Here is a 12,734-nt window from a genome sequence, read left to right on the forward strand (position 1 = left end):
TGCGCAGGTCATTCAGAGCCATCCCTGCTCCCGGTACCAGGCCACCGTCTTATTTACCCCTTCTTCCAGCCTGTATACGGGCACAAAGTCAATGTCAGACTGCAAGGGAGCAATGTCACAAGTCCAGTTGCGTTGTTTCATGATCCTGTATTTGTCGGTGTTGAGGGTCGTTGCGCTCCCCAGAAGTGCTCCTCCCTTCTCGCATACAAAGGCGGCAAGACTGACGAGGAAGAGGGGAACCTTGAACCTGACCACATGCTTTCTGCGCAACGCCCGTTGCACAAGGGCATTGAATTCACTGTCGGTATAGCAGTCACCATCGGCCACATGATATTCTTTTTGGCGAATACCTTTTTCTATGAGTGTGAAAATGACACGTACAAGATCATCGCTATAGATGAAAGAGAGCATCTGTTTCCGAAGTCCGGCACCTACAGCCAATCCGTTCTTAACCGTCTTCATCAGGATCAGATAGTCGCTGTCGCGCGGGCCGTATACACCTGTAGGGCGTAATATCAGCCAGGGGAAGCCGGTGAGGCTCTTCAGATAATTTTCGGCTTTCAGTTTACTTTTACCATAAGCAGTATTGGGATTGGGGATGTGATCCGCTCCAATGGGTGTATAACCGGTCTCGTCGCCTGTGCCCATGACGCCGAGGGAACTCATCAGCACAAACGAGTCAGCGAGGCTGTCTGTCTCCATGAGCGCCTCTGCCAGATTACGCGTGTAAAGATAATTGACCCGGTCGAAATCCGGCTTGCGCAATGCCTTGGTCAACCCTGCAATATGTATCACATGATCGAAGCGTCCATGTTTATCCCTGAACTGGCGGAGTTGCTCCTTAAGCTTTTTCTTGTCTCCATAATACAAGTCAATGAACCGTATCCGTTCATCCTGCAGGTAACGACGACTGCTGGTGGCACGTATTCCCGCCCAGGTTTCATATCCCAGTTCCAGCGCCTTGTCCACGGCGGTACTGCCGATAAAGCCACTTGCACCGGTGATCAATACTTTTTTCCCGTTCATGTTGTCTCTTTTCATTCTCCGGACAAAAATAAGGATAACTTCAGAAAGAATCGTTTTTTTTTATTACTTTGCGATAACTAAAACGTCATTTTTTTGTTTTAGATAGAAACACACAGAATATGAGCAACAAAGTGAATGCAGATACTACTGCGCCGAAACTCCGGAAGAAGGACCTTTCTGCTTCCATCATCAGTTTTCTTAACGAAAATAACGATAAACAATTTAATTATAAACAGATTGCAGCGGCATTAAATGTCCGTGGCGAAGAGGGACGACGCGTGCTGATCAAGGTGCTCGACAAGCTTCGTGATGATGACCTGCTGCTGGAGACGTCCCGTGGGCGTTACCGCATTAATAACAGGGGGCTGATGCTTGAAGGCCGTTTTGAGAGAAGAAGTAACGGTAAAAACTTTTTCGTACCCGATGATGACGGAAATATCATCTACATACCGGAACGGAACAGCAAGCATGCCATGAATGGCGACCGGGTGCGCGTACAACTGCTGGCCAAGCGCAAACGTGCCGACACGGAGGGTACGGTAATCGAGATACTGGAACATACCCAAAGCCGTTTTGTAGGAGTGTTGGAAGTGCAGAAACATTTTGCTTTCCTGGTGATGGACAACAAATACCTCTCGAACGATATTTTCATTCCGAAGGAAGACCTCCTCGGTGCCCGCAACGGCGACAAAGTGGTCGTGGAGATTGTGGAATGGCCCGAGAAAGCAAATAATCCGGTTGGCAAGGTGATCGACATTCTGGGCAAGCCCGGTCAAAACGATACCGAGATGCACGCCATCCTTGCACAGTACGACCTGCCGTATAAATATCCTGAAGATGTGGAGAAGTTTGCAGAGCAGATTTCTGAAAAGATCGAAGAGAAAGAGATTGAAAAGCGGGAGGACTTTCGTGATGTGTTCACCATCACCATAGACCCGAAGGATGCGAAGGACTTCGACGATGCCCTTTCCATCCGCGCAATTTCTCCCTTCCTGTGGGAGGTGGGGGTTCACATTGCCGATGTGACACACTATGTGAAGCCGGGAGACCTGGTGGACCGGGAAGCGGAAAACAGGGCTACTTCCATTTACCTGGTCGACAGAACCATTCCCATGTTGCCGGAGCGGTTGAGCAACGGATTATGTTCATTGCGGCCTCAGGAAGAGAAATTATGTTTTTCGGTTATCTTTCAGCTGAACGAGAAGGCTGAGATCAAAAAGTCGCAGATTGTGCGTACGGTGATCAAGTCGGACAGCCGTCTTACTTACGAGGACGCCCAGACCATTATCGAGACGGAGAAGGGTGATTTCTCCAACGAGATACTTCAATTGAACAATCTGGCAAAGCAGTTGCGGGAGAAAAGGTTTGCCAATGGAGCGATCAATTTTGAGCGGTATGAGGTGAAATTCAATCTCGATGAAAAGGGAAAGCCCCTGGGAGTTTATTTCAAGGAGTCGAAAGAGGCCAATCACCTCATTGAGGAGTTTATGCTGCTGGCCAACAAGACCGTTGCCGAGGCCATCGGAAAAGTGCCCAGGGGCAGGAAAGCCAGGGCATTTGTCTATCGCATCCACGATGTGCCTGATCCGGAAAAGCTGGATACATTGAACACATTTATCCTTCGCTTTGGTCATAAGATCAAGCAGGACGGTACCAAAACGGAGGTTGCCAAGAGCATCAATTCCCTGCTGGACAAAGTGCAGGGCCGTCCGGAAGAGAATCTGGTGGAGACAATTGCCATCCGCACGATGTCGAAAGCAATCTATTCCACCAAGAATGTGGGGCATTATGGCCTGGCATTCGAATATTATACCCATTTCACCTCGCCCATCCGTAGATATCCTGATATGATGGTGCACCGGCTGCTGGAACGTTATCTCGATGGCGGGAAAAGTGTGGAGCAGAGTCCGCTGGAGAGCGAATGTAAACACTGTTCGGAAATGGAGCAGATTGCGGCCAATGCCGAACGTGACTCCATCAAATACAAACAGGTAGAGTTCATGTCCGATAAGATCGGCAAAGTGTACGACGGCGTGATCTCCGGTGTAACCGAATGGGGTATTTACGTGGAGATCAACGAAAACAAATGTGAGGGTATGATTCCTATTCGGGAGCTGGACGATGACTTCTATGAGCTGGACGAGAAGAACTACCGGCTTGTGGGAAGGCGCAAAAAACGGGAATATCGTCTGGGACAGCCCGTCTCAATTCAGGTGGCACGGGCCAATCTTGACAGGAAACAGCTTGATTTCATTTTCGCGTAATCCGGGTTTCCCTGCGGGTCCGCAGAATGGCGATGCATTTTACGCACAAACGGAGTGTGATGCCGAAGTAGGCAATGCAATTTGTTATTTTACCCGAAAACAATGCCTGACCTGCCTTTTTTACGGCGGCCAGGAAGCTGTATGCCATCGCTTTGGGGAGAGAGTAAAACGGGTTTACGGCCTCGGTTAAAAAGTAAACATATTCGCTGTAGAAATATTTTTTACGACTCACCGGGCGTGCTTCCCGGTCGTGGTATCCAAATGCCCATTTCACCAACCCCAGCCTATAGCCTTTTTTTTGCATTCGAAGTACCCAATTGCGATCTTCACCGTAGTGGACGAAGATTGGTGCAAACCCCCCCGTCTTTCTGATCACGTCAAGGGGAATCAGCCACATGGCAGCATTGATAAATGGATAGGGAGTAACTTCATCCGTAAGCAGCATGGCCTCCTCCCTGTTTTTTATCCCTGTATATTTCGAGAAACCGAAGTCGGTGGCACTGCCTTTTCCATTTAGATGCACCGGCGACAATATCCCGTATTGACTATTCTTTTCGGCTGCATCCACCAGCTTCACCAGGGTATCCGGTTCAATCCATGCATCCTGGTTAAGCAGGAACACATAATCGAACCCTCTTTCCAAGGCCCGTTGTATGCCGATATTATTGGCCTTTCCGAAACCCAGGTTCCGATGTGTCTCAGTCAGTTCCACACCCGGGTAGTTGTCCCTGATTATCCGGCAGGTCTCATCGGTTGAGCCGTTGTCGATCACCATAACGGTTGCCGGGAGGAGTGAAGCCTCTATGGAGGGTAAACACCGGTGAATCCACGGTACGAAGTTGTAAGAAACGACGATGACGCAAACCGAAGACATGGGGCGAACAGATTCAGACTTCATAATTCATGGCTTTGATCAGACATTTACGAAAAAAAGGAGGGTCCATATGATCGAGATCATTCTGATAAATCATAAGGCCCGGATTGGCACGTTGACGGAAGCCGCTGGCCTCGAAAAAACGGCTGAAAACATCAAAATCTTCCTTGTGATGGTAGGTACACAGAGCTATTTTTGCCGTCGTGCTTTTCAGCAGCCTGTTCATCCCTTTCAATACGGATGCTTCGGCACCCTCTACATCAATTTTATAAAAAACGGGTTTCCCGGATATTTGCAGGAAAAAATTGTCGAGACTGACATGCTCATTGTCGTCTTTGTCTGAGACAAAAGCGGGAACGATGATCACCTTCTCTTTCCATGGGGAAAATGTTGCTTCCAACGCTTCAATCCATTCACGGTCCTGTTCAAAGAGGTAGGTCGTTTTCAATTTTTCAATATGAAGCAGTGAAAAGTAACCTTCGGCACAGCCCACGTCCGCCAATATATCTCCTTCATTTATCCCGAAAGCAGGATCGGTATAACAATGAGGGGCATCCCTGTCCTGCTCCACGCACAAGATGTTGTAAAGCAGTTGTACGGTACGCTTGTTAAATGAACGTTTGAAGTAAAGTCTCTTTCCCTCCGTTATCACATAGGGCAAGCCGTTGGACGTGTCTGTATGCACGATTACCTGATCTGCATGATATTTATCCTGAAAGGTTCCGTAAAAAGTAGATAACGTATGTTTCGAAAGATAACCGACAGCCTCCTGTAGTTCATGATCCTGTGGCGGATGCTGTGCAAAATGCGACAGGATACGCCGCCGTATTTTTTGTTTTTTTCTCTGGTGAAACCATGCGTTCCATCGCGAACGAGTTTTGTAGCTAAGCTTTTCAATTATTTTTCTCATCTTTTTTTGCTGGTTAACCATTGTCCGATCTCCCGGGTCATCTCCAGTTTACATAGGCTACATAGCAGCAGGTATAACAGGCTTGTTCCGACGATGTTTATCAGCAGGAATAACAAATCCTGATGAATGCGAAGGGTGATAAGATATCCTGCTGCCACACTTATAAAGGCCAGTATCGCATAAGGAAAGGCGTCTTTGAAAAAATCGGCCGGTGTATATCCGATCAGCTTGCGGGTCAGGACCAGGGAGATGGCCAGGGTGAGCCATGTATAGATCACCCAGCTGGCAGCCAGGCCCATGATTCCGTAACGGAAAAGCAGGGCGATCAGCAGGATCAGGACCACCCGTTTGATTATCTCCATGCCGAGGAAGTAGTTTGCCTTCTCCCTGGCTATAAATAATTCGTTCATCACGAAAGCAAAGGGAGAGACTACTCCGGCAAGACACAACACCTGGAAATAGGGAACAGCAGGCAGCCATTTTTCTTTGAACAGAAAGATAAACCCCGGCTCGGCAATCAGTATCATCAGAAAACCAATGGGAAAGGAGAGGAATGCAAGTGATTTGATCATTTTGCTCACCACTCTTTTCAGACGCTCTGTCTGTTCATTGATTTCGGGAAGAACAAGCATGGATACCTGACGGTAGGTATTGGAAAGAATACCGAACGGGATCTCCTGGTACTTGTTGGCCTGGCTGTAATAACCCACCTGTTTCATAGAATTCGGGTAAAAGAAGGCAATGATGCTTGGATATATATTGTTGAAAACGGCACTGATGAGCGATGCCAGCAGCAGCTTGTTGCTAAGTCCGGAGAATGAGCGGAGCAGCTTGATACTAAAGACTTTCAGAGGTGTCCATTTTGAATAAAACCAAAGGAAGAGGGAGCGGAAGAAGGCATATAGCAGCGTTTGCACGACCAGCGCCCAAACACCGTAGCCGGAGAATGCCATCACAATGGCAACCGTCCCTGCAATGAGCAATGCCGTCATATTTACTTTGGTCATCCCCCTGAAATCGGCTTTCCGAATAAGCAGCGTTTGCTGGATAATACCGGCAGCATTGAATAGCAGGGAGAGGAAGAGAATTTTGGATACTGCCTCTATCCGGGGATCGTGGAATAATTCTGCCAGTAACGGGGCCGCTGCGAACAGGATCAGGTATAGCAGAATGGCCAGCCCCATATTGAAATAAAAAACTGTACTGTATTCGGCCGGTGAGATTGTTTTTCTGTTCAGTAGCGCGCGGGTAAAGCCGCTGTCGATGAGAATGCCGGAGAAAGCGATGAAAATGGCCAGGGCCCCTATGAGCCCGTATTCTGCCGGGTCCAGGATTCTCATCAGGATAATGCCGGTACCCAGATTAATGATTTGCTGCCCGAACTTATCGGCAAAGCTCCAGAAAAGAGATACGGTGGTTTTATGTTTTAACGTTGATTCCGCCATCAGAGGTTGAAAGTTCCTGTTTATTCCGGCAAAAATACGCAACTTAATTCATATTTTTATTTTTTACGGGAAGAGTTTGATCTTTGAGAAGTTTACGGTTGGGGTAGAGAAATATTGCTGGAAAGAGATTTTTTTCGTACGTTTGAATCATCATGCACGATGAGATAACATTCTCGGAAGAAATAAAACAGCAGGCACTTGCTTTGGGCTTCGATGCCTGTGGCATTTGCCGTGCTGTCAACAGTGGCGAGGAGGCCCGTTATATGGAGTGGATCAGGGATCACTGCCAGGGCGGCATGGCGTACCTGGAGCGCAATATCGACAAGCGGGTCGACCCCCGCCTGCTGGTGGAGGGTGCCCGCTCAATCATCTCAGTGGCACTGAACTACTACCCGTGCGTGAAGCTCCCGGGAAAGGTGCCCCAGTTTGCCTATTATGCCTACGGGAAAGATTATCACGAGGTGATGCGGGAGAAACTGGGCAGTCTGTTCGACTGGATCAAAACCCGTTTTCCGGAGGCGACGGGCAGATATTTTTCCGACTCTGCTCCCGTGCTGGAACGTTTCTGGGCAGCACAGGCAGGTATCGGGTTTGTGGGTAAAAATACCCTGCTTATTATTCCTGGTAAGGGGTCCTACTTCTTTCTGGGCGAACTGATTATCAGCCTGGAGCTGGATTATGACAGCCCCGTTTCGGAGAACTGCGGCGACTGTCGCCGATGCCTTACCTCCTGTCCCACGGGCGCCATTGAGAGACCCTACCGGGTGAATGCCAACAAGTGCATCTCCTACCAGACCATCGAAAACAAGGAAGAGATCGCTCCCGATATTGTACCGAACCTGCGAAACAACGTCTATGGCTGCGACATCTGTCAGAAGGTATGCCCCTGGAACCGTGGAGCGGTACCGCATGCAACACCGGAGTTCATGCCTTCGGAGCGATTCCTGTCGCTTACCTTTGATAAGCTGGACGCAATGGATGAGCAGGAGTACCGGGAGACCTTTCTTCACTCTGCCGTGAAACGGGCTAAATTTGCGGGATTAAAACGGAATGTAGCCGCTATTTCCATAAATCGCAGGAAATAGCTATTTTTGTATCAGCATATGATGGAAGAAACATTCGACATACACGGCAACCGTCACCAGCAGGACAGCGAACGTGAGTATGAAAATACATTGCGCCCGCTCACCTTCGGCGGGTTTAGCGGACAGGAAAAAATCACTGAGAACCTGAAGATCTTTGTCAGTGCTGCCCGCATGCGTGGTGAATCGCTTGATCACGTGTTGTTGCATGGCCCTCCCGGATTGGGTAAGACTACCCTGTCGAACATCATCGCCAACGAACTGGGGGTGGGCTTCAAGGTTACCTCCGGTCCGGTGCTCGATAAACCGGGCGACCTGGCAGGCATTCTCACTTCGCTTGATACGAACGATGTGCTCTTTATTGATGAGATTCACCGCTTGTCGCCCGTGGTGGAGGAATACCTCTACAGTGCCATGGAGGACTACCGCATCGACATCCTGATCGACAAGGGACCCAGTGCCCGCTCCATTCAGATAGACCTGAACCCGTTTACCCTGGTGGGAGCCACTACCCGCAGCGGCTTGCTGACCAGTCCGCTGCGTGCCCGTTTTGGAATCAATATGCACCTGGAGTATTACGACATGGATACCCTTACCGGTATTGTATTGCGATCGGCCGACATCCTGAAGATCTCCTGCGCTGGTGATGCGGCCCATGAGATTGCATCACGTAGCCGGGGTACGCCCCGTGTGGCAAACGCGTTGCTGCGCCGTGTACGTGACTTTGCTCAGGTGAAGGGGAACGGGAAAATCGACAAGGCCATCTCTTCTTACGCGCTGGAAGCGTTGAATATCGACAGGCACGGGCTGGATGAGATTGACAACAAGATCCTTCTCACCATCATCGACAAATTTAAGGGAGGTCCTGTCGGCATTTCTACTATCGCGACTGCCGTGGGCGACGATCCGGGAACTATCGAGGAGGTGTATGAACCGTTCCTGATAAAGGAGGGATTCATCAAGCGTACCCCCCGTGGCAGGGAGGTCACCGATCTGGCGTACCGCCATCTGGGACGGAAAAAAACAGAGGAGCAGGGATTGCTGTTCTGATTTTTCGAAATGTTCTCTTTATATCGGGTGTGAATTAGTTATTGTTGTCTATCATTTTTTTGATATCATTTTTATTTCCGTAAACAACAATAATATCCCCTTCCTCCAGTATGGTTTTGGCATTCACAATATCACCGGCTTTCAGAATGATTCTCTCTGCACCAATCTGATTTTGCTGACTGATTTGCTTCAGCTTTGTAAGCACAATCACATTGTACTTCTTATTCAGTTCGCTCTCAGCAATGCTTTTGCCAATCAGCTTGCGAGGTACCACTGCCTCCACGAGATAGTGGTCGTTTGTCACTTCAAACAGATTGATGTAGTTCTTGATGGAGAGTTTCATGGCCCAGTGTTCAGCCGATTCCACCTCGGGCCGGATGATTTCCGTAATTCCCATTGCTTCCAGCACACTCTCCTGAAGTCCCGTGATGGAACGTACGGTGATCTTCTGTACCCCGCTCTTCTTAAGCATGGCTGTGATTAAAAGGCTTTCTCCCTCATCTGCGCCTCCACAGACCACTGCCACATCGGTATTCTTCAAAGGTAGATGGTTGGCAGCTATCGGGTCACTGCTGTCCAGACAGATGACGTTGGTCAGTCTGTTCTTGCATGCCTCCACACGATTCATCGACTTGTCCACCCCAACCACTTCGTGGCCCATGGCTACCAATCGTTCTGCCAGTGCTGCTCCAAAATGTCCGAGTCCTATCACCACAAATTTCATGTCATGCTTATTTTAGTTTATTAATATTTCTTCTGTCGGATATCTGTATTTGCTGTATTTCACCTGTTTAATCAGACTGTATAACAGTGTATATAGGCTGACTCTTCCCACGAACATGGTGAAAGTGATGACCAGCTTACCGGCATCTGACAGAAGAGGTGTCACATTCCTGCTCAACCCTACAGTGCCGTAGGCAGATACCGTTTCAAAAAGCAAATTCAGCGGTTCTTTTTCCGGTTCTATGATGATCATTGTAAAAGTGGTCACCATGATGAACAATGAGGCAAGTGTCATCTGGGCGAATGCTCTGGATATCGATAGTTGAGAAATTTCCCTTCCTCTGTATTCAGGCTTTTTACCTCTGATCAGTGCCATGAAATTCATAAAAGCCAACGCAAAAGTGCTTGTTTTAATACCACCCCCCGTGGAAGCCGGAGAAGCTCCGATCCACATCAACACAATAAAGATAAGTGAGGTGGGAACAGACAATGCTGCTGTGTCAGTACTATTAAAACCGGCCGTGCGTGTCGTTACGGAACCAAAAAAAGCAGCGGTCCATTTTCCAGCATAGGAAGAATAACCGGTTAATACGCCATTCCGCTCAAAAATATAGAACCCCAGCGTGCCGATTATCAACAGCAGAGCCGTGGTGATCAATACAATATGTGAATTGACATTGAGCACCATCGATGAATAGGTATATTTTTCATCCCTGAAAATTCTTTTGAAAAGATTGCGGATGTTGGTTGTGGTATATTCCCAAAGGTTGTGTATGATGGGAAATCCCAATCCCCCAAGTATGATAAGCGAAGAGATAATGATGTGCACCGGATAATTGAAACGAATGCGCATGTCATACAAATTGCCTGACAACGTGGAGAAGCCGGCATTACAAAAACCGGATATGGCGTGAAAAAGTGAGAAGAATGCCCTTTCGGGCAGAGAGATATCCTTTATATCCAGTGAGAGGAAAACCAGTGCAAAGCCTAATCCTTCAATAACAACGGTGATAAGCAAAATACTTTTCAGGGATGAAAAGACATTGTCCAAACGTTCATCATTGGTAATGTCCTTCACCAGTAGCTGGTTCTTGTAGGATGAGGCTCCCTTGAAAAAATAGCTGAAATAGGTGGTGAAGGTCATGATTCCCAATCCTCCAACCTGTATCAATAGTAAGATGATCGATTGCCCCAATAGGGTGAAAGACAACTCCGTATCCAGCACATTTAATCCTGTAACACATACGGCGCTGGTCGCGGTGAATAAGGCATCCACATAGGAGATGCTCCCTGTGGTGGCATCAGGCAACATCAAAAGGAAGCTTCCCAACAGGGCTGTGGAAAGAAAGCTTATTACAAACAGCTGAGCCGGTCCGAGACGTCGGTAGTTGACCTGCATGCGAAGATGGAAAAACTCCCGGATCAGGAACGAGACCATCAAAAAGAGTGTCATAAAGCCATGGGCGGGCTGCAGTGAAAGGGAGACCGCACTCCATGCATTGTACAACAAACCCAGCAGCAAGGCTGTCAGCAACAGCAAATCCATCAGGGCTGTTATTTTGCGGATAACTTTCCGGTGTTGGAGATACCGTGTGGATAGAGACAGGATGCCGATCAGGAGTACTCCATTGTAGTAAAGATTAAATATCGCCCGAAGCGCGCTGTTGTATAAAAAAGCGACATCCGTGATACTGATCAAAACTGCTAAAAAGGCAGCAACAAAAGGGAGTATGTGGATGAACCTGTGCAGATTTCCCTTTTTCACCTCACCATCAAGTGGGTATTCTTTCAGTGATACATTCTGATGGCCGGTATCCTTTGTTTTTTGCAGGAATGGCATTTTCTCTTATATCCAAACGTGTTAGATTTCAACGAGAATAAGGACCAAAAGTAGATAAATAAAATCAGATAAATGTTCAATATTCCGTTATATTCCAAAACTTTGTTTCTCGATCATATCGAGGATAAAACCGAGGAGTCCCACGAAGATGATCGCAGCAGTACAGATGATCAGGCTGGCCCTGTTCCAGATGTCTGTCCTGAGCGCGGGTAGCGGCTGGCCGTTCTGATCAATGAACATGGCTTTCACCACCCTCAGATAGTAATAGAGTGAAATGATGGTGTTGACCACGGCGACAATTACCAGCAGATAGTATCCCTGTTGTGCGGCTGCGGAAAAAATGAAAAATTTACTCATAAAACCAGCAAAGGGAGCAATGCCGGCCAGTGAGAACATGGCCAGCATCATCACGAAGCTAAGTTTCGGGTTAGTCTGATAAAGCCCTTTGTAGTCAGGAATATCTGTTTTCCCTGTCCTGCTCTCTATGGAGGAAATCACACCGAAAGCGGCCAGGTTGGAGAAGAGATAGATAAAGATGTAATAGATCATCGTGGCCATACCCAGTGCCGATCCGCTGATGATCCCCAGGGCGATGTATCCTGCCTGGGAGATGGAGGAAAATGCGAGAAAGCGCTTTGTATTTTGCTGTCGGAGTGCAAACAGGTTCCCCACGGTGATGGTCACAATAATGATCCAGAACAACAGCGTCTGCCATTCATGCAGATAACTTGCAAACAGTTTAAAAAGGAGTGTCATTAAAACGAAGGCGGCCGAGCTTTTAGAGACGACCGACAAATAGGAGGTCACATTTGTGGGGGCACCTTCATATACATCGGCAGTCCACAGATGAAACGGTACAAACGATACTTTGAAAAAGATTCCTGACAGAAAGAAGATGAAAGCCATGATCTGCAGCGGATTGACAGTAAGCTTCGTGGCTACTTCTGCGAAGTAGAGACTGCCCGTCGTACCATACAGATAAGAGATGCCGAAGAGCAGGATACCCGAAGAGAAGGCCGAGAGGAGGATAAACTTGGCTCCCGCCTCTGCCGATTTCTTGCAATGTTTACTGAATGCTACAAGTGTAGCCAGTGGAATAGAGGCGGTTTCCAGTCCGATAAAAAACAGAAGGAAATGGCCGCTGGAAATCATGAGGTACATTCCCAGCAGGGTGCTCAGTGTGAGGAAATAATATTCACCCCGTTGATCTTTCATCTCATTTCCGTCGAACACATGCTTCGATTGCAGAAAAATGATCAGCGTGGCCACATTCAGCACGGTCTTAATGATTGTCATCACGGGATGATACTGATACATGCCGCCGAAAGACTCACCCGCTGCTGCCGGAACAAGGTTCAATAGGGTGTGCGCGACAAAGAGAAGGATTGCCACCGGCTGAAAATATTTTTCACCTTTTTTCCCGGCGATGATATCAAAGAGCAGCAAAAAGAGAATTACCGCCAATAGCGAAACCTCGCTGCGCATTGTCATAAAATGATCGAAATAACTCATGGATACGT

General features: G+C 48.0%; 10 protein-coding genes. 3 read left to right on the forward strand and 7 right to left on the reverse strand.

Annotation, left to right across the window (positions count from 1 at the left end; translation table 11 throughout):
* Positions 1-12 precede the first annotated feature (12 nt).
* Positions 13-1,041 carry an NAD-dependent epimerase/dehydratase family protein gene (locus AC1HCU_RS00970; protein ID WP_480367962.1) on the reverse strand — a complete coding sequence of 343 codons (1,029 nt, stop codon included), beginning with the start codon at positions 1,039-1,041 and terminating at the stop codon, positions 13-15.
* 104 nt (positions 1,042-1,145) lie between these two features.
* Here AC1HCU_RS00970 and rnr point away from each other — a divergent pair, with 104 nt between their 5' ends.
* Positions 1,146-3,290, forward strand: a complete 2,145-nt coding sequence (rnr, locus tag AC1HCU_RS00975; protein ID WP_480367965.1) for a ribonuclease R — start codon at positions 1,146-1,148, stop codon at positions 3,288-3,290.
* On the opposite strand, the gene AC1HCU_RS00980 is transcribed toward rnr, so the two are convergent.
* From AC1HCU_RS00980 to AC1HCU_RS00990, 3 genes are read right to left on the reverse strand one after another with little or no spacing between them, the layout of a single operon-like run.
* On the reverse strand, positions 3,277-4,188 hold the full coding sequence (locus AC1HCU_RS00980; protein WP_480367967.1) for a glycosyltransferase family 2 protein: 912 nt from the start codon (positions 4,186-4,188) through the stop codon (positions 3,277-3,279). The genes rnr and AC1HCU_RS00980 overlap by 14 nt on opposite strands.
* On the reverse strand, positions 4,178-5,074 hold the full coding sequence (locus AC1HCU_RS00985; RefSeq protein WP_321721955.1) for an FkbM family methyltransferase: 897 nt from the start codon (positions 5,072-5,074) through the stop codon (positions 4,178-4,180). Before AC1HCU_RS00985 ends, AC1HCU_RS00980 begins: the two co-directional genes overlap by 11 nt.
* Positions 5,071-6,561 (reverse strand): lipopolysaccharide biosynthesis protein, encoded by a 1,491-nt coding sequence (locus AC1HCU_RS00990; protein WP_480367969.1) that lies wholly within the window; start codon positions 6,559-6,561, stop codon positions 5,071-5,073. The genes AC1HCU_RS00985 and AC1HCU_RS00990 overlap by 4 nt, the downstream gene beginning before the upstream one ends.
* A gap of 110 nt (positions 6,562-6,671) precedes the next feature.
* Between AC1HCU_RS00990 and queG the strand changes: the two genes are divergently transcribed.
* Positions 6,672-7,604: a tRNA epoxyqueuosine(34) reductase QueG gene (gene queG, locus AC1HCU_RS00995; protein ID WP_480367971.1), complete on the forward strand. Its 933-nt coding sequence runs from the start codon at positions 6,672-6,674 to the stop codon at positions 7,602-7,604.
* A gap of 21 nt (positions 7,605-7,625) precedes the next feature.
* Entirely contained in the window at positions 7,626-8,651 is a 1,026-nt protein-coding gene (gene ruvB, locus AC1HCU_RS01000; RefSeq protein ID WP_480370968.1) for a Holliday junction branch migration DNA helicase RuvB, read from the forward strand.
* 34 nt (positions 8,652-8,685) lie between these two features.
* On the opposite strand, the gene AC1HCU_RS01005 is transcribed toward ruvB, so the two are convergent.
* The 3 genes from AC1HCU_RS01005 to AC1HCU_RS01015 all read right to left on the reverse strand — a co-directional run bounded on the left by AC1HCU_RS01005 (position 8,686) and on the right by AC1HCU_RS01015 (position 12,726).
* Complete coding sequence (locus AC1HCU_RS01005) at positions 8,686-9,375, reverse strand: potassium channel family protein (protein WP_480367973.1); 690 nt, start codon at positions 9,373-9,375, stop codon at positions 8,686-8,688.
* 12 nt (positions 9,376-9,387) lie between these two features.
* Complete coding sequence (locus AC1HCU_RS01010) at positions 9,388-11,214, reverse strand: TrkH family potassium uptake protein (RefSeq protein WP_480367975.1); 1,827 nt, start codon at positions 11,212-11,214, stop codon at positions 9,388-9,390.
* An 87-nt stretch (positions 11,215-11,301) separates the two neighbouring features.
* On the reverse strand, positions 11,302-12,726 hold the full coding sequence (locus AC1HCU_RS01015) for an NADH-quinone oxidoreductase subunit N (RefSeq protein WP_480367977.1): 1,425 nt from the start codon (positions 12,724-12,726) through the stop codon (positions 11,302-11,304).
* Positions 12,727-12,734: the final 8 nt, after the last annotated feature.

This window comes from Proteiniphilum sp. LBM24028 (genome assembly GCF_056629195.1).

What these genes read in the sequence shown, in the direction of transcription:
- AC1HCU_RS00980 (WP_480367967.1), bottom strand. Translation starts at nt 4,188, where the DNA reads ATGAAGTCTGAATCTGTTCGCCCCATGTCTTCGGTTTGCGTCATCGTC.
- AC1HCU_RS01005 (WP_480367973.1), bottom strand. Translation starts at nt 9,375, where the DNA reads ATGAAATTTGTGGTGATAGGACTCGGACATTTTGGAGCAGCACTGGCA.
- AC1HCU_RS00985 (WP_321721955.1), bottom strand. Translation starts at nt 5,074, where the DNA reads ATGAGAAAAATAATTGAAAAGCTTAGCTACAAAACTCGTTCGCGATGG.
- AC1HCU_RS00970 (WP_480367962.1), bottom strand. Translation starts at nt 1,041, where the DNA reads ATGAAAAGAGACAACATGAACGGGAAAAAAGTATTGATCACCGGTGCA.
- AC1HCU_RS01015 (WP_480367977.1), bottom strand. Translation starts at nt 12,726, where the DNA reads ATGAGTTATTTCGATCATTTTATGACAATGCGCAGCGAGGTTTCGCTA.
- AC1HCU_RS01010 (WP_480367975.1), bottom strand. Translation starts at nt 11,214, where the DNA reads ATGCCATTCCTGCAAAAAACAAAGGATACCGGCCATCAGAATGTATCA.
- ruvB (WP_480370968.1), top strand. Translation starts at nt 7,626, where the DNA reads ATGGAAGAAACATTCGACATACACGGCAACCGTCACCAGCAGGACAGC.
- queG (WP_480367971.1), top strand. Translation starts at nt 6,672, where the DNA reads ATGCACGATGAGATAACATTCTCGGAAGAAATAAAACAGCAGGCACTT.
- rnr (WP_480367965.1), top strand. Translation starts at nt 1,146, where the DNA reads ATGAGCAACAAAGTGAATGCAGATACTACTGCGCCGAAACTCCGGAAG.